The organism is Heliobacterium mobile (genome assembly GCF_009720735.1).
GTDB lineage: Bacteria > Bacillota > Desulfitobacteriia > Heliobacteriales > Heliobacteriaceae > Heliobacterium > Heliobacterium mobile.
In genome coordinates this window covers 1-17,231 of sequence record NZ_WNKU01000035.1, presented here as the reverse complement: position 1 = coordinate 17,231, position 17,231 = coordinate 1, and the positions used below count along the sequence as shown (strand labels likewise).

Here is a 17,231-nt window from a genome sequence, read left to right as displayed (position 1 = left end):
AATCGCCCTCCATTAAAAGACGTTTTCCGGATCGCCATTCGACTCTTCAATCGGCTTTACATCGGCTTCTATCCACTCGTTTCGGAAGTGGGTTTCTACCGGGAACCCGGCTTTTTGAAGTTCCTCGATTTGCTGTTGCCGTGTGCGTGGTTGGAGAACCGTTTCATAGAAGGCGTCCTCAACGGTCGTTTCGGAAAACTGTTCAAATTTCTCCCGGTCATCTGCCTTCAACTTGATAATCGGATTTAAGGTATAGGTCGTATCGGTCTTTGAACCCGTACGCTTGAAAATAAAGGCGAGATCTTTTAGGTGATCAGCGTAATTTTCAATCGTGTCAATTAAGCCTTGAGCTTGTCCTCGGCTACCGTCGAAGACCCGAATCATGCCTTCATCTAAATCGGCCATAGCAAAGAGGTAGCGTTTTCGAGCACGAAGTCCCTCATACTCTTCCAATCCGGATTGGCTGGCCTCACAATGAGCACACTTTTGACCAGCCGGTTGAATACAGGGCTGCGTGTAAATCCCCTGCTGAAACGAACCGTGGGCTCGATATTCCACATAGTCTTCAGGAGTAAGGATGCGAACCCGAACGGACTCTCCATCTTTCAGTCGGATATAGACCTTCTTGAAATCGATTTGAGAATTTTTCTTGTTTGCCGATTCTTTCGCATCTTTACCTTTGGCTGTAATTACGCCCATCAACTTCATACCTCCATAAATTGCGTTTATTTTTGTGTACGGGTATAATTACGCCAAGATGTATTCTAAGCGCCAACCCGTTTAGGTAGCTGGTGAAGTGCTATGAAACGCGTTGCAAGTACGCTTTGAAGCATTCTTTGGCTCGCTGCACCCCCTTTCGGCATCGCGCATCGTATTCGCTGGTACCGAATACGGTAGATGCGATTTCCTCAAAGGTGCAGTCATGGTAAAGCATCTTAATAATTTGTCCGTAATGCTCGTGGGTTTTGGTAAAACCTTCGAGTATTTTTTTTATCTCTAGTTCATCAATCAGGTCGTTCTCGAATTGGGATGGACTCACCAATGCGTTCTTCAAGGTGTTTCCTTCGGCATCGACCGGTTTATCCAGTGAGACCAGTCGATTTGGCGTCCGCTTCTTTGCATAGTGATACCGAACGACGCTGGCGGCTTTCGGTTTGGCGAAACTGGATAGCCGCTGCATGATATGGGATTCACCGTTGAAGTCACGGGCGGCTCGCCACAACTCTTGGGAAAATACGCTTTCAAAATCACTGGCTGGAATTTGGTATCGAAGGCTCCGCTCTTTTGCTTCCTTTTGAATGGTAGGCTTTACCTTCTCGTACAGTGTGGAGAAATAACTTTCCTTCTCTGACTGTGCGTATGCCAAGGCAAATTTATCCATTTGATTAAGTTCTGTTTCTCCCAAAATACGTTCCTCCTCAATGTTTTATTGTTTTTTGGTTAAAACACTTTGTTTTCACTGGAAATTATTTTCAAGAAGTTTTTTTGAAAAATCGTGGTTTTTTTCGTTAAATTCATCTGACGATAAAAAAAACGTTTTTTTGATTTCTTGAAAAAAGTTTAAGATTTTTAACGAAATTATTAACTTTAACTTAAAATAAAGAAAAAGTACAAAATTTAATTTTTTCATGTCTTTTGAGAAGAAACAAGGCAAAATAACGTCGTAAACTTTGTTTTACAGCGAGAGGTATCTTACTCCTTATGGAGGATATTCATGAATATGGAAGAAAATCGACAGGAGCGCATAGAAGAACTTTCCAGAAACATGGAGACTGGAGATTTATTGAAAGAAATGAGAAAAGAAAAAGGAATAACATTGGCTGAATTGGGTAAGGAAATTGGCGGAGTCAGTGTTACCTATCTTTCTGAAATAGAACGTGGACAAAAGGTACCCAGCGATCATTTAGTTCGACAACTTGCCGATTATTACGATATCGACGAAGATTTTTTGTTTGCTAAATTTGGGAAAGTTCCGATGGCTGCTAGACGGGTTTTTGAAGATAACCCTTTGCTCCTAAAAACGTTAGCTGACATTGGTCGGAGTGACGGAATTCCGGAAGATATGAAACAAGATTTATATGATTACTTGCATAATCTGTATAAACATATTGCGAATCGGAAAAACTAATTGTTAAAACACTTTAGGAGTGTTTTACTGTGATCAGTTTAGCCGATTCTTTTTTTCGTTTCCTTAGCCTCAACCTCGGATGGGAGACTGCTGTCCAAATTAAAGGAATCATGTCTGTAGGCACAGGGTTTCTCATCGGGCTTGCCTTTGCAACCGTTTATTACGCTTGGATTTTTCTTCGAATTAAACGTTCCGTCGAGTTTAAAGAACAAACGGTTAAGCTTCATGAAAATCTTTCTTTCTTAGCAATTCCTGGTGAACATGGGAAAGAAGCACTTATCGATCCGAAAACGGTATCAGAGGTTATTGAAGTCATTGCTCTGTATCATCGATACTTACTCAAGCCGGATAAAACAATGGCTCCAAAGAGTGTTCATCGTACAAAACGAGTTGTGAATTATATCGTAACTACATTTGTTATCTTAATCCTGCTTGGCCTTTATTTTGCTTTTTCTGTAGTGGAGCCTCAGTGAAATGGCAAAAAACTTTGGATTGGGTCGGTATAGCGAGAACAAATATTATGCAAATCATCGGAGCTCACATCATTAACGTCCTTTGCATAAGAAGGTAAATTAATCTTCTTGATAAACATTAAGCCATTGAGTTCATTCGCGACACTTTCAGCGATTCGTGCTCCCGCCTGATCATTATCGGTAGCGATAACAAGTTCTTCGACCGGTGAATGAATCAATAATTCACGTTGCCGTGATGACATATTCGCTCCACCTAGAGCTACCGCCGCATATCCAGCCTGCCACAGTGTAATCGCATCAATTTCGCTTTCAACCAGAAAAGCAATTTGTTCTTTTCTTTGATGGACCAGTTGCAGTCCGTATAAATAATCTCGTACAGGTAGTCCCTTACGGTGATACCAAAACCGTTTATCCGTTACGCTACGAAACTTGACATTTACTAAACGTCCGGTTTTATTAAACCAAGGAAGGGTAATGGCTTTGGACGATTTGGAGTATCCAATTCGAAACATACGTTGGGAATCTTCTTCAATTCCTCTTTCCTTTAACAAATACGGATGGCGGTACATAAACGGTTTCAAAACATCCGGTGACAGGTAATTCCTTTGGCCCGGAACCAAGGCTAGTGAGAACGAAAGTTCAAGGCTGTCTGAGTTCAAATATTGAAAATACTTGGAGAGCAGGTATTCTTCGGTTTCTGGTATCGTCTCATTTCGGAGATATGAAAGAAGCTTGACAAAACTTCCTTTGCGCCAGGTTTCATCATCACTACCGCTATCAATCCATACGCCCGTATCTAAACGAACAGCAAATGATGGATGCCTTTCAGGCCGAAAAGGTGAACATGCCAATAATCTATTGTGAACCCAACGTGGTTGCACCCAATCATAAAACTGTAATTCTGAAACCACATCGACATCGAACATAAAACCGTGAACCGTAATCATGACACGTATTGCTTTAGCAGCCCGTGTTTTTTTAATGTGTGATAGATGAAGTCTACACCTTTTGCCGTGACCCATGTTGTCGCTGTATTTATTTCAAATCCGAAGTGAGTAATTGTGTTTTCTTTGACGATGAAATACCCTGCGTCGATATATCGCTGATAAGGGACATTGCTATTCCCGTGAATTAAAAGAATTTTGCAATCTCGTAACGTCTTGAACAACCAGTTCCGTCCGACACCTAAGCACTTGGCCACTTCATTCATCGACTGTAGATTTTTAGCATCTATGAATTTATCAAACGCCTCAATCTTCGGAGTCGCATGATTAAGTTGAATTTGTAAGGCTTGTTTTTCTTCCCAGGTATCGGCTAAACATCGAAGGGCTTCTGCATAAGTTTCAGGTAGTTGTAAAGAACCTTTCGTCGGATAATCCTGTTCTTCTTTGATTCGGTAGTATTCATCGACCAACCAACTGTAAGCATTCCATGCCTGTTCGGTATTCAATGACTTCGCAATCAGCAATGCACCTTTTTCTGTCCATAGATGGAGCACTTTCGCATTTCGTGAACCTGTCGAAATTTTCGACAGGTTAATGAATTCCATCTTTTCGGTTCCTTCAAGAGCGAAGAAGTGTTTCCCTTGTTCGTAACGTTCCCGATTATTCGAGAAGTTTTGGCGGATTTTCTGATTACTGGTTTCGTAAACTTCTGCAAGTTGAGATGTGGTTAATACCCTGACCCCATCTTTTTTAATGACCTGAAGATTGTTCTGCATGCGTTTCCTCCAATCTGATTAATTGCGATTTCGCTGTTATGCGTAATATCGCAATAGCTAGTTTAGGGTTTTTATAACTTATATTCAAGTTGTATATAGTGGTAATTTATTTTGCATATTCGCTAATTAGCGAAACAACATAATAATTTACGCTGAATCAAACCCTCTTCTTTGGCCAGTTGATACAGATACTTTTGACCTTTTGGGGTAACTAATGTCTTGGAACTGGTCTTTGTGTTTCCAAAAAAATCGGAGTAGGTCTTGGTTTTCAATAGAAAATAGCCCTTCTTGACCCAATGTGAGTAAGGAACGTTGTACCCATCCTCATTTTTATAGATGCATTTCCATTGGCGCATTTTCTCAAAAAACATATTGGGGCCAAGATCAAAGGATTTTGCAATCTCATTTACAGTAAGGGCATTTGTGGCTGTCATGAAGGTATCGAAGGCCTCAGCTTTTGGAGTCGCTTCGTCAAGCTGTAATTCCAGTTGTTCCTTCTTTTCATATACGTCCGCCAGTTCTCGCAACGCTTCCACATAGGTTTTAGGAAGGACATATTGATTGGGATTTGACTCGGGTTGATGTGTTGCTTTAGTTTGGCTGATAAAATAGTGATTTTCTAAGATATCAAATACATCCCATGCCTTATTTGTATTCAAGCTTTTCGCGTGTCGGGCCGCACCGCGTTCTGTCCAAAGGTAAAATGAATGGGTGTATCTAAGCTGGTCCTCAATTTGATGAATGGCTCCAACGAGACCCTTTATTTCATTGTTGGTCAATAGAAAGTAATGGACCCCCTCTTGGTATCTCTCTTTGTTTCTCAAAAAATTGTTGTAAATACTTTTGACTTCGACATTATAGGCTTGAGCTAATTGAATCGTTGTTAATACTCGTTGACCTTTGTGTTCAATAACCTCAACATCATTGATGTTGAATTCGGAGTTATTATTTTTAGCAACTTTAGTCGATTTTAGGGACGGCTGAACATATTGAGTCAACCACTGTTTCCACCGTTGGCCTTGCGCTTTTCGACTGGACATGATGAGAGTAATCAAACCTGTTTCATTGATCATCGATAAATTCTGTGTGCCACCGGCTGTTTGGATGGGATAGATTTGTCTGTGTTCATTTGGCAAACGGGCCGATGAATTTGGTGTGATTCCTAACCCTTTGCAGATGTCCTGACTCGCAAACCATCTCTTTCCCTCAATATTCACTTGTCTTACCTCAACACCGACTTCGTCAAACAGTTGTTGGAATGATAAATTCATGATTGCAGCCTCCTACGTTTGTTTGTTTTGATATTGTGAATCGGGTCGAGCAAAATGCCCTACACTCTTATATGCCGCGAAACCGATCGCTGTTGTGACAGGTTTTATCGATGCACTTTTTTCCAATTAGAACAAATCGGTCACATCAGACTCTCGAATCACACCTTGATTGAAGTCGCAAACAAGCTCAATCACCTTGCCCACATTCGGCTCACGGGCTTTTTCAATGCTGATTTTCCCGATACCGTCACCTGCATCAAAGGTCAGCGCAGTAGCAGCGTCTTGGATCACCGCGATCGTTTCCGAGTAATCCGTTAGCTTCGGCGGTTGGATAATCCGCGCCCCAGACTCATCTTCTTTTCGCTTTTCTTTTTCAGCAGCACCCGGCGTTTGGTGCACGACCAGTCCTGCCGTTTCATACCGACCAAAGAGTTGTCGGAGCCGACGAGACGTAAAGGACATGGAATCACGCATCTTCCCCTTACCGTGGTTCATGAGATTAAAGCCGTCGATAATGACCATTTTTGTGTGTGGATATAGCTGTAGATCGGCTTCAATGACGTCCAACGTTAAGCCGTTCGGCAAATCTTCCATGGTCTTAATCAAGTACGGAGAATGGTTCATTTCTGGCGTGAATGCCGCAAGATAAGAAAGATACTGCTCGGAGTTATCCAGAATCCCCCGGCGCAACTTGACGTTATCAAACTTCCCCATTAACGTATCCAGCCGCAAGGATTGCTGGCGCTTGGAAAGTTCCGGCGAGTAATGAAGCACCCCGAAACCGTTTTCCCATGCCGTTAAGCCGATGTGAGAAGCCATCCATGATTTGCCCCGGTTGGTAAATGCCATGAGCAGAATATAATCCCCGACTTCAAACCCGCCGCCTAACGCCTCTGTCAAAGACACATAGGGCGTGGGAATGAAGGAACGTGCCCGGCTTTCACTGGCCTGGGCATACCATTCCTTACGTTCCTCCCCATTGGCGGCAAAGTTTGTGCCTTGGTTTAACTCGATGGATGTATCAGCCTCAATCTTTCGGGTTTCTTCATTGAGCCATTGGATGAACTTGTCCCCTGGTAGCTCGCTAAAACGCTTGGCGGCTTGATGCTGTAAGAGTTCAAATGCTCGTCGTTTCGCGGTTTGCGCTTTGAGCCGGGTGCAAAGATATTTATAGGAATCCTGCACTTCTGGGATATAATCAAAGTTTTCAAATTGGGCCACGACTGTTCGATAATCGGGCGTGTGCCGGTTTTCTCGTACATACTCACGGATAAAGAGGTACACTTCCCCCAAGGTCGGGAAATCCGCACTCTCCACATGATAGCGTTGCAAAAAGGCAAAGGAATTTTCGTCAATGACTTTAGAAAGTAGCTGCGATTCGAGCATGGTGTCCTCCCTTCCCTACCCTCTTGGAAAATATCTAGGCAATTTCTTTTCTGCGTTTGAGGATAGTCCGGATGAACTCGACTCCCTTGGGAGATACCAATGTCCGGCTACGGGTCATTAATTGTCCGTCTTTCCAGAACGTGTATTCTTTGACCATAAAGTAGCCACGCTCGATGTATTTTTGCAGCGGCAGATTTTTGTCCATTCCACTCTTGATTAAAATGCCTTCTTCACGGAGGGCAGCATAGGTGTTATTCCGTCCTTCCTCCATTGATTTGGCCACTTCAGACATGGTCTGCCATCCGCGAGATTCAATAAAGGCGTTAAAGGCATCCACCTTCGGCGCATCGGTTTCGACCTTAGCGACAAGTTCCAGCCGCATTTTTTCTGTCTGGACAAGCGCATCCAGTGCTTCTACATAGTTCTGAGGAATTAGTCGGCCTTCGAATGTGGGCCTTTCTTCGTTGGTAACGGAATAAGAGCCGGTTTGACGGATACTTGGCAGAACTTCATGGACTACCCAGCGTTTAAACGCTTTTGCCTCCGGTTTACGGCTGCCCAAGATTAAAGAGTAGAGGCCGGGTTCGTTGACAATCGTGAAATATCGAGCCCCACCCTTTTGACCCTCGGTTGAATCTAGGGTCAATTCGGCTGCGTTATACGTTCTCTTTTCATCGTTATCTAATCGCCCCAACGCCGATGTGGGATTGATAATATCAAGTACATTACACACGTCTTTTGCTACAAACCACGGTTGACCATCCATCATCACGGTTCGCACTTGATTACCTTCATAGTTGAATACTTTCTGTAGGTTCGTCATTAAAATCGTCCTCCTAAAAATTTTGTAAGTTGTTTAGCCTTTGTTCAGTCTTAACCCAGCATGGCTCGGCTTCGCTGATCTTCTCCTTCAAAGGAAACAGGAATGGTCATTCCACCAATTCGGCTGGATATCCGAGGATCGAGTCGCCGGGACAATTGCTCCAATGGTTCGTTCGAGGTGAAGATCGTGGTCTTCCGATCGGAGCATCGTTCGTCAATCACCTCATAGAATTCATTTTTGTATGCCTCTGTCGCTTCACGTACGCCCACGTCGTCGAGGACAAGTAGCTCAGCTTGCAACATATCGCACTTGCTATGGTAAAAAGCGACAGCCGCCTTTTCTTGCATCTCACGGGGTCCACGGAATTGGGCATTGAACTGGTTCTGAAACTTGGAAGCGTTGACAAATAACGCAGGCAGTTGGTCAATCCATGCCGTTCGCTTGACGTGTTGAATCGTCCGAGCGACAAGATATTCGTGAAGGATGGCTACCGCCGATGTGGTTTTTCCTGTTCCCGTTCCCTTGGGATTGATAGCATTAGGGATGGAGTACAGGTATAGGCCAATCCCTTCCTTCACCTGCTGGAGTACGTTCCTGCAGTATTCAGTTACCACAGCATAAGCTTCTGGATTGTCCTTCGCGTATGGAAGGTTGGTAGCCGTTACCTGAGCATAGGCCACAGGAATGGCTGTGTGCCTCCACAAGCCTCCGGTACCGCTTTCCCCGTGTAGTTTTAGGTAGGCGAAGCAGTGCCCATAGCACAGGGCAACGTCGCCTGCCTTTTTACATTGGCTGGAGAGCAGACAATGGCGCACGGTCATTCTTCTTCACCTCCCCGGCGCAGGCGAGCGAGAATTTCATCGACGCTGCGGCCGCCATGCTTCCTCACCGGTTCTGTAGATTCAGCGGGCTTCTGTTCTTCCACAAGGGCCAACGCCTCATTGGATAGCCAGGTGGCGAGCTGACCGATGCTCGGTCTTGGGTAGGCATCTTTTTTCCAACGGGTATCGTACTCCGAGAAAACAGTGTCAATCATCGACTGGATTTGAACGGGTGAATAGTTGGAGAGTAGTTTGGTCTTTACAAGTCCCATATCTCGCTTCCAGTTTGGGTTATAGTTCACGGTGTATTTCTCACGGTATTTCTGACAGAAATATTGAATCACGCTCTTGGGATGGCTGAGGTCCGTTTGATTGTTCTCTGTTTTCTCTACGGCTCTGACCTCTGCGCGCTCTCTTGTTTCTTTCTTGTTATATTGGTTCTGGTTAATTTGGTTCTTGTTAGTGTCAAACACCTTTGACACGGTGGGATTGCGATCTTTGACACGGTCGATTGCAGAATTTGACACGGTGACGCTGTGATCTTTGACATGGAATGCGGAATTTGACATGGTGATTTCTTCGTCAGCGGGGTTATTCGTAGGCGTAACTTCCCCGTTAAAAATCGCTAACTGGGATAACGGCAGAATCGTGTAATGGGACGCATCAAACCGTCCTTGCTTGCGCTCATACACTCGCTCAATCACCTGTTGGCCTTTCCATCGGAATTGAACCAACGAATTAATCCATTTATTGGCCGTTTGGCGGCTCCACCTGAGTCCTGCGGCAACCGCATCTTGCGAAGGAAAGCAGTTTCCCTGCTCATCCATATAGCTGGCGATGACGCAGAGCACCGCCCATCGCTCTGGCCCGAGTTCAGCCATAAGGCCGCTGGTGACGGCGGAGCGATACATTTTGACGTAGATTTCGTGGTCCCACTTCTTATCAATGATGTCAAAGGATCGCTCCATTTCAACGGCAAGCATTTTTTCAGTCACTTCATCACCTCAATTTCCGTGGTCAGCGCACCCTCGCCCACAAACGAGAGAATGGCCCACCGGCCATAAACTGACCAATGGGCAAGGGCCGCTTATTCTGTTTTGCCGTGTAAGGTTTTTGTAATGTCAAAGAGTCCATTGGCCGACAAGCCGACAATGATGCCATTGAAAACCCCCGATTGGATGGTCTCGGCAGGCAAGTAAATCAACCCGGCCAAGATCCCCAGGAACATCGTGACCAGCGGAATGTACTTGCTGTCGATATATAACTTGGCAAACTGACCGAGCGCGATGAGCACCGCGACGACAACACTTGCTTCAAACAACCTCGTTCACCTCCCTCAAAATGCCCTACACCTTAAATGCCGCAAAAGGAGGTACTGATGTGACGGAAAACCGTGAAAAAACCTGTGTGGAAAATATCTCCGGCCTTTTATTTAGGCGATCAGTCCCAACCGATCAAGAATCGTGATGATTCGGTAAAAGGTGGTATCGCCGTTTGGATCGTCGATGACCTTCTTCGTCAGAAGCTTCAATGCTGCCGGTTTTGCCCATTCGGGGACCTGAGCCAGCTTATCTTCCTGAAGACGTTCCTGTTGCCGCTTGGCAATGGAAGCAATAAAGGCGTCCCAACGCGGCAGGATCAGATGCGGACAATACTTGCCGGTCCAGTGCTGATGGGAAACCACATTCGTCAGCGGGATATTAAACTGCTTCATGAGGTCGATAATGAGGTCAATGGCGTTGGCTTCCGCTTGCGCCAGATTGCCATCACTGTTCTCGCAAATCTCCACTCCGATGCTGGTGCGGTTGCCGGGGCCGTTGGCTCCATCACCGGCGTGCCAGGCGCTCTCATTCGTCGGGATATGCTGGAGGATTTGATGGTCATCAACGGAGAAGTGCCAACTGGTTGTTCCAGCACCGGGAGACTTAATGAAAGTGGCATGACCAGCTGCATCGGCTCCTGCGCTGCTGTTGCCCGTATTATGGACAGTGATGAACGTGGGGGTTAGAGGATAGCCGGGACGGTTTTTCGCGCCTTGAGGTACGAAATCCTGAATGATGTTTGCCAAGATTAGTTGCCCCTTTCTCGAATTTCAGATTTTATAATTTGCACGTCGTCACTGAGCCGCTCATACTGCTTCGCAAGGATTTCAAACTGCTTGGAGATATCCTTGAGAAAGTCGGTCAGCCGATCTTCCCGGTTACGGGCCTCGGCCTGCAATCGGCGGCTCTCTTGAAGTTGGTACAGGTACAAGGAGACAAACAGGGAGGCCCACAGCCCCTGCGACAAGGCTTCCGTTAGCAGTCCGTCCATCATTCACCTCGTTTCTCTGCAATGAAAAAACCTCCCGTTCTTGCCGGAAGGTTTCTTTACACGGATTCAGATACGGCTTCATTTTTCGTGGCGAGAAGTTCAGCCACCGGGACTTGATACTCCTCCGGCAAAGATTCGATGGCCCGACGGCCCGCTCTGACTAAAATCGAGTATATGTTGACCATGTAGGGAAGAACTGCGGACATGTTTATTCACCTCCCTTCAGAATCTGAATTTCTTCGAATAATGCCACAATCGCCTCCGCGATATCGGCCAGCGATGATTTTTCTTCAGCGGCTACAGAGGGTGAAGGCGTTGGGCGATTCCCTGGGCCATCATATTCCCATTCTGTACCATCGACTTCTCGAAGAAACTGCTTATTCTTCCGTACAATGATTACCGCCATCTTCGGGCCTCCTTAGTACGTAATCCGAATTATCGATCCATTTCCTCCGGCCCCGGCCACAGTGGTCCCTCCGCTGCTTGTCCCTGCAGAACCTCCATTGGCGGATAGGGTCGGTACAGAGATGGTTTTACCTATCAAAATGATGGAACCGCCGCCGCCGCCGCCACCACCACCGCCTCCGTTTGACCCAGCATAGTTTCCGCTACTATACCCGTTTGCCCCTGCTGTTCCATCGGCTCGAATAGCGCCGGTGCCTGTGATAGTGTCGGCCAAGATGAGAATCACGCCACCGCCATTTCCTCCCGTTCCTCCCCGGCTCGATCCGCTGGAATAGACAGTGCAGGCCCCACTTCCGCCCCCTCCGCCTTGGAAGGATAACAGTTGACGGACATCTCCGCCAAATCGGCCCCATTTGGTACAGTTCGATCCCGGCACTCCTGAAAGAACATCCGTATTTCCTCCAAGGCCTTTTGTAAAGGTCGAAAAGTTCCCTCCGTCCCCCCCAGCTCCACAAGCTCCATAGCCATCAAGCCCGTTCGTTCCGTTGGCGTTGGTACTTTGTGGATTTACTCCTCCGGCAGATCCCTTTCCCGAAGCAGAAATCGTCCCATTAATCGTCGCGGTTCCTTGAACGAGAAAGCAAAGGAATGAACTGGTCGGGAATATCGTGACGCCACTGTTGATGCTCAGGGAAGAAAGGCGGTACACACCGGATTCCACTGTGGTGGTCGAGGAGTGCGTCATGGCCCCATCGGTTCCGTCGTTCAAAAAGAAAAGCCCCGAGAACATCGAGGCTTTCATCTTGGCGTGGAGGCTTCCATTCGGATCAAGACGATCTGTTTTCGAACCCACCAACCGCCGTATATAGGCGAGAACCATTTCATTGGCTCCAAACATTGATCACACCGCCCGTTTCAAATAGTCATTGCTCCACGTGTACGTGAGCACATCCCGAATCCCGCCTGCCGTTATTCCAAGCGGTGGTAGGTAGCGATAAACCTTAGTGAGTTGATCGCTGTTGTACTCCATCGTGGTAAAACCGGAACCATACAGGCCGTGCTTTAGCTCGCCTGTTTCTCCGCTAAAGACACGAAAGTGAATCGCGCTTTCCAAGGTCCAAGCCCCACTCGTGGTCGCTCGGCTGTAACAGGGATAACCGGCATCCTGGGTGGTTTCCCCGTGGACATGAAAGTGGTTTGCTGCATCTCCGTTTTTCTTTACCACGAGCCAATATACAGCCCCAGCCGTTAAGCCGATCAAGTCAAAGGGGATGCTTACCCACGCTCGACTGGTGGGCATAAACTCCTTTGGGTAGGTCATGGATTTTAGCAGGGTTCCTTCGTTCGTTCCGTCGACCATCAGCCCAGTACGAATCTCGGTAGTGAGGTCGACGCCATTCCCGTGCTTGACCAGGTCCAACTCGAGTCGCGCCAACTCCGTGGTTCCGGTCGTTGTGAACCGAATCGCATGTGAATAGCTGGCGCAGTCAAACTCTGCAATCCCACTTCCGCTTTTGCCGTCAAAGGGTATTCCGTCATAAACCAAGGAAAAGGGTTGGAGGCTAATCAAGCTGTTCATGGTGGTTACATCCAGAACGGTTCCCGAAGTAAAGGCATTTAGCGCCATAATTCACCTTCCTCAATTCCCGGTGATCGTAATCCGAGCTTCAATCGTGAGTACCGTGTTCACATTCTTAGACCATGGTTGAGTCAATAAGTTCAGCATGGTCCCCGTTCCAGCAACATCCGTTCCACCAATAAAGATCGCCATTTTATTGTGATTCCCGTTACATTCTGCGGGTAATACTTGAGTCCGAAACCGGACCTCCCCGGCTGTACACGTCACCGAAGAAACGGGTTTGCGGAAAATCTCCGTGATGGTTTCTCCAGGATCGTTATCGTCCCCGACCAATAAATAGGGGCTGGAGAGATTGCTGATACTTGAAGCAATCAACCCCAACCCCGCCTGAGTAATGAGATTTTGCAAAGGTCCGTGCACGGTACCGTCTTCATATTCGATAAACCAGATGCCTTCTGCCGTTACATTCATTTATACCACCACCCCGCTACAAACGATCCATGACTGATCGTAGGCTTTTTTCTGTTGTATGACTCGGCAGGAACCGACGTTGGATTGAATGGAGACGTATACTCCTGGATTCGATGAGACTTCCAAAGTTCCACCCACAGGAGCAGGTATCCAAGAACCATACTGGCCACCAAAATTCGTGCTTACTCGATATACCACCTGCGGCAGTGCTACGCTTGGGTTTGTCGGGATCAACAAAAATACGCACCCGGAGGTGGCGTTTACCGTTACCCTAGATATGGTTGCCGGGTCAAGAAGGATATCGTAGCTGACCTCTACCATGAAGGGCAGTGGAACTTCGGTAGTCGCCAGTTGATCGGTTACCGTAACGGACTCGGCCCCATAAACAAACTTGTTTAATCGAGCCGTATTATTCACATCTACATTATCCTGAGCACTAATCACCGCTCGTAACAGGTCGGGAATCCCTAATAAACGGCCGCCGTATTCGATATGGTAGGTCCATTGGTCCGGTGTTAACGGGGTCAACGTGACCGATTGGACAATATAGATGCCGCTAATCCCCAAATTCGGAAGTTGCATGTGTAACAATTGTCCGGGAGTGATGCCCGGCATTTCGGTATCCAAACTGCCTTTGACTCGGGGATTGCTAAAGGCTTTGAGGTCCGCTAATCCGGCCGCTTCGGCGGCCTCGACGGTAAAGAGTTTATTGTTGGTGATAACGTGTTCATAAACACCGTCTCCACCCTGAACCGCAGCAATCCCTTGTTGCGACTGTAAATCTTCCACCATCGTGATAATGTCAATATCGTATTGATAGGCAAACGTGAGGGTAGCCCCCGAGGGTAATGTTGCCGTCTGTGAACTGGCTTTTACATACTTCTCTTGGTAATTGACGAGGTAATCCGCCAGAGCCTCGTCATCCACGTTTTCAATCCCAACACGGACCGACATGCTACTTGTGGTGAGCGATAAGTTGTGCGGTTTATGGGGTAATGTCCAAATCCGAGCCGCACCGTCTGCTTTAATTTCATAGACAAAAGGGTCGGACAGCATCGTCCCGCCCCGTACATACACCCGGTTCCGAAGCCCTTGAGTGTCAATGGTGTGCTTCAGGTTTCGTAAGGGAAATGAGGAATCTACCAGCGACGGCACCACAGAGGAATCTGTGGCCGGATTGAAAAACCATACGTCCCGGTAGTAATCGACGTACCAGTCCCATCCGCAATAATCGGCCAGCTTTTTGAAACATTCAGAAGGCCGCAAGTAATCGAACACGATGTACTGTACCGTAGGAGCACCTGGACGGATGTGATCTCCGGTAAACCCTTGGCCGTATTTTATTAGAATGTCCTTTACAATCTGGTTTGCCGTCATATTCTCGTAGGTTTCTACGACCAACTTGCGATCGAGTTGATAGGTATAGTCCTGGCAGTCGACATCCCAAATATGGATACCCGTCGTCTTGGAGAGTTTGACGATGTCTACGATCCCACCAAAGACCCTCACACCGTCGATTTCAACGATCACTTCGTCACCTTCAGAGGGCTTATGGTTTTTAATCGAAAAAGAGCAGGTGTCCACTGCCGAAGTCAACACTTGCTCGATTGAAATCCGATCCAACAATATATTTAAGGTCTGATTTATGCCTGCGATGAGAAATACATCAGCCACTCAGTCTCACCCCTCGGCGCACAAGTTGTCGCTCTAACTGCTCCCAAATCTCCTGTCCGTTGCTGCCGTGGATGGTAATGTGAAAGGTTTGGCTCCCCGTAGCGGCTGCGTTACCGCTTGTAAACAAGGGGTTTGTTGAGGCTCCTGGTAAAGCCACCGAGGCTACCCCGGCCATTTTTGCTGAGGCCGTCGCCAAATACGGCAAACTGTTTGAGATGCCATCGGCAAATACTTTTACTAGCCATGGCCCTGTTTCACCCAAACGGGATAGCGGCCCTACCTTTGCCGGTGAATGTGGCATGTAGGAATCCACTAGGCTGGTCATATTCCACAAGACATCTTCCAAGTGTCCGAATTGACTACGAATCCCTGCAATAAACGTGGTCATCAGGCTGACGCCCCAGTAATTTGCTTTCGATACAAGACCTTCAAACTTTAGAGAGACCTCATTGATAACATCGAAAACTGTCTTTTTCATCGATGCCCACGTCGTGGTGACGTCAGCGAGGAGTTTTGCCCATAGGGAAGATAAGGCCGTTTGTACCGTTTGCCACAGGGTGAGGGTGTTCTCTTTGATCTGCGTTTGCTGGTTCATCATCTGTGTAGATGCATCAGACCATGTTTGAATGACGGTTGCGGCCGTCTCCCGGTTGGCTTGAATGACCCCGGCTTTTTGTTCGCTTGCTACCAGCAATACGCTGTTCTTTTGGACTTGAGCCACCTTCGTTGGATCGCTATTCATCTGCGGCACTCTCGGATCGAACCCTTGCAAAGCAGAAGCGAGTTCCGGGGACGCCTTGGAAATGACGGCGGCCAATCGGGTTACCATCAACGCCCCCATCTTTTCGGCATCATCGACCATCCCCTTTAAATCCTTGAGGGCATTCTCTTTAATTTCGGCCGTCTTCTGTTGCCATTCCAGCCGATATTGTTCCAGTTGTTGTGCTGCGTCTGCCCGAAGTTGAGCGATTTTCTGGGATGTCTGTGCCGCCAAATCCTGAAGCTCATTCACGGCTTCAGACTTCGCGAGGGATGATCGTTGTTGCCATAGGGAGACATACTGGTGGAGTTGTTCGTCGGTCATTTCGGTCAAGGCTTGCACTTCGTCCGCTGCTTTTGGCCCTAGTTTTTGAAGTTCACTAAGTAGGCCGTCGCTTATCCCTCGCCCACGAAGGCCAGATAGGTTGCTCTCCCAAGTGCGTAATGTGTTTACCTGATCTCCGAGGTTGTTCAGAAGATCCGCACCAGACACTCTTTTGTGTTCCACCGCTGAAAACAATCCCACAAAGTCGGCGATCCCATCGGCCCGATTTTGAAGTTCTTTCTGGAAATCTGCCGTGGCTTTTTGTTCATCTTCCCGGAGCTTATGATTGATTTCTGTGACCTTGGCCCGGTAATCTTCCTGGGCTTTGGTGAGGTCTTCTTTATATTTCTTGGCTAACTCGACCACTTTGTCAGAGAGTTGGCTGAACTGCTTTTCCTGCTCGATAAGTTCGTCGGTCAGATCGGAGACTTCTTTCTTCATTTTGGCCATCTCGGCTTCCGCCTTGACCATGTCGAGGTACGTCTTCCGAGTGGCTTCGTCATCTTCCCCTTTTTCCTGAACGAGCTGGGCGTATTCCCCCTGAAGATCTCGAATCAGTTCGGCCTGAACACTCATCTTTTGGTTGAGAAAATCTGTTTTGACCGCGACTTCTTGTATCTTTTGTGCGTGGCTTCCGAGTTGAGCGATCGCTTTTTCTTCCTCGGCGTCCAACACACTGAGTTTAAAGTTCATGGTGTCGATGGCGACTTGCCAAGCCGATTTGACGTCCTCGGCGTGCGTTTTTAACTGCTTTGCCTTTTCCGAAGTATCGCTCATTCCCGAACCGGCATCTTTCCAGCCGGTTTTGATGGAACGTAAGGCATCTTGCAGAGTTTTCGACGCATCCACAGTTTGGTTCGCCGATTCCTCGATTTTCTCCCCCGGCGTATCCCAAGATTGAAAGGCCGCCGAAACATTGTCACTGGCTCGATCAATTGCCGCAGACGCTTCTTCGGCCGTAGTTTGCAGTGATTCGATGTTGAGGTTGATATCTGCAACCGTACTCGATACGGAAGCCCGAATTTGCTGGAATCCTTCCTCAAAGCCGGGAGCGAGTTTGCCAATCAAGCCCACCACCGGGCT

The 17,231-nt window shown here is 47.3% G+C and carries 21 protein-coding genes; 2 read left to right on the top strand and 19 right to left on the bottom strand.

The features are described from left to right. Positions 1-12: 12 nt before the first annotated feature. Together GJ688_RS17735 and GJ688_RS17730 are read right to left on the bottom strand one after the other, a co-directional pair. On the bottom strand, positions 13-699 hold the full coding sequence (locus GJ688_RS17735; RefSeq protein ID WP_155477859.1) for a hypothetical protein: 687 nt from the start codon (positions 697-699) through the stop codon (positions 13-15). A gap of 100 nt (positions 700-799) precedes the next feature. Continuing rightward, on the bottom strand, positions 800-1,405 hold the full coding sequence (locus GJ688_RS17730; protein ID WP_155477858.1) for a hypothetical protein: 606 nt from the start codon (positions 1,403-1,405) through the stop codon (positions 800-802). Between the two features lie 309 nt (positions 1,406-1,714). Between GJ688_RS17730 and GJ688_RS17725 the strand changes: the two genes are divergently transcribed. Together GJ688_RS17725 and GJ688_RS17720 are read left to right on the top strand one after the other, a co-directional pair. Continuing rightward, the gene (locus GJ688_RS17725; RefSeq protein WP_155477857.1) at positions 1,715-2,128 is read left to right on the top strand and encodes a helix-turn-helix domain-containing protein; all 414 of its coding nucleotides are present in this window, start codon (positions 1,715-1,717) and stop codon (positions 2,126-2,128) included. A gap of 29 nt (positions 2,129-2,157) precedes the next feature. Then, a complete protein-coding gene (locus tag GJ688_RS17720) occupies positions 2,158-2,601 on the top strand; it encodes a hypothetical protein (RefSeq protein WP_155477856.1) in 444 nt (147 codons plus the stop codon). Here the strand turns inward: GJ688_RS17720 and GJ688_RS17715 are convergent. The 17 genes from GJ688_RS17715 to GJ688_RS20345 form a co-directional block, all read right to left on the bottom strand. Then, on the bottom strand, positions 2,595-3,548 hold the full coding sequence (locus tag GJ688_RS17715) for a toprim domain-containing protein (protein ID WP_155477855.1): 954 nt from the start codon (positions 3,546-3,548) through the stop codon (positions 2,595-2,597). The genes GJ688_RS17720 and GJ688_RS17715 overlap by 7 nt on opposite strands. Beyond that, positions 3,545-4,321: a phage antirepressor KilAC domain-containing protein gene (locus GJ688_RS17710; RefSeq protein WP_155477854.1), complete on the bottom strand. Its 777-nt coding sequence runs from the start codon at positions 4,319-4,321 to the stop codon at positions 3,545-3,547. The genes GJ688_RS17715 and GJ688_RS17710 overlap by 4 nt, the downstream gene beginning before the upstream one ends. 122 nt (positions 4,322-4,443) lie before the next feature. Continuing rightward, entirely contained in the window at positions 4,444-5,592 is a 1,149-nt protein-coding gene (locus GJ688_RS17705) for a phage antirepressor KilAC domain-containing protein (RefSeq protein ID WP_155477853.1), read from the bottom strand. Between the two features lie 126 nt (positions 5,593-5,718). Continuing rightward, entirely contained in the window at positions 5,719-6,978 is a 1,260-nt protein-coding gene (locus GJ688_RS17700; RefSeq protein ID WP_155477852.1) for a DnaB-like helicase C-terminal domain-containing protein, read from the bottom strand. A gap of 34 nt (positions 6,979-7,012) precedes the next feature. Beyond that, a complete protein-coding gene (locus GJ688_RS17695) occupies positions 7,013-7,801 on the bottom strand; it encodes a BRO family protein (RefSeq protein WP_155477851.1) in 789 nt (262 codons plus the stop codon). Positions 7,802-7,851: 50 nt separating this feature from the next. Continuing rightward, on the bottom strand, positions 7,852-8,622 hold the full coding sequence (locus GJ688_RS17690) for an ATP-binding protein (protein WP_155477850.1): 771 nt from the start codon (positions 8,620-8,622) through the stop codon (positions 7,852-7,854). After that, positions 8,619-9,605 (bottom strand): helix-turn-helix domain-containing protein, encoded by a 987-nt coding sequence (locus GJ688_RS17685; protein ID WP_155477849.1) that lies wholly within the window; start codon positions 9,603-9,605, stop codon positions 8,619-8,621. The genes GJ688_RS17690 and GJ688_RS17685 overlap by 4 nt, the downstream gene beginning before the upstream one ends. A 104-nt stretch (positions 9,606-9,709) precedes the next feature. After that, complete coding sequence (locus GJ688_RS17680; protein WP_155477848.1) at positions 9,710-9,943, bottom strand: phage holin family protein; 234 nt, start codon at positions 9,941-9,943, stop codon at positions 9,710-9,712. Between the two features lie 111 nt (positions 9,944-10,054). After that, positions 10,055-10,690 (bottom strand): peptidoglycan recognition protein family protein, encoded by a 636-nt coding sequence (locus tag GJ688_RS17675; RefSeq protein ID WP_155477847.1) that lies wholly within the window; start codon positions 10,688-10,690, stop codon positions 10,055-10,057. Positions 10,691-10,692: 2 nt separating this feature from the next. Next, a complete protein-coding gene (locus tag GJ688_RS17670) occupies positions 10,693-10,935 on the bottom strand; it encodes a BhlA/UviB family holin-like peptide (protein ID WP_170292125.1) in 243 nt (80 codons plus the stop codon). Positions 10,936-10,991: 56 nt separating this feature from the next. Then, positions 10,992-11,141 carry a CD1375 family protein gene (locus GJ688_RS20350; RefSeq protein ID WP_170292124.1) on the bottom strand — a complete coding sequence of 50 codons (150 nt, stop codon included), beginning with the start codon at positions 11,139-11,141 and terminating at the stop codon, positions 10,992-10,994. A 2-nt stretch (positions 11,142-11,143) separates the two neighbouring features. Next, on the bottom strand, positions 11,144-11,341 hold the full coding sequence (locus GJ688_RS17665; protein ID WP_155477845.1) for a hypothetical protein: 198 nt from the start codon (positions 11,339-11,341) through the stop codon (positions 11,144-11,146). Between the two features lie 12 nt (positions 11,342-11,353). Continuing rightward, the gene (locus GJ688_RS17660; protein WP_155477844.1) at positions 11,354-12,238 is read right to left on the bottom strand and encodes a hypothetical protein; all 885 of its coding nucleotides are present in this window, start codon (positions 12,236-12,238) and stop codon (positions 11,354-11,356) included. A 3-nt stretch (positions 12,239-12,241) separates the two neighbouring features. Continuing rightward, the gene (locus tag GJ688_RS17655; protein ID WP_155477843.1) at positions 12,242-12,967 is read right to left on the bottom strand and encodes a hypothetical protein; all 726 of its coding nucleotides are present in this window, start codon (positions 12,965-12,967) and stop codon (positions 12,242-12,244) included. 12 nt (positions 12,968-12,979) lie between these two features. Next, positions 12,980-13,390 (bottom strand): hypothetical protein, encoded by a 411-nt coding sequence (locus GJ688_RS17650; RefSeq protein ID WP_155477842.1) that lies wholly within the window; start codon positions 13,388-13,390, stop codon positions 12,980-12,982. Next, positions 13,391-15,064 (bottom strand): hypothetical protein, encoded by a 1,674-nt coding sequence (locus GJ688_RS17645; protein WP_155477841.1) that lies wholly within the window; start codon positions 15,062-15,064, stop codon positions 13,391-13,393. Next, the coding region (locus GJ688_RS20345; protein ID WP_207708838.1) for a hypothetical protein at positions 15,057-17,231 on the bottom strand (2,175 nt) is incomplete at its 5' end. The genes GJ688_RS20345 and GJ688_RS17645, both read right to left, overlap by 8 nt.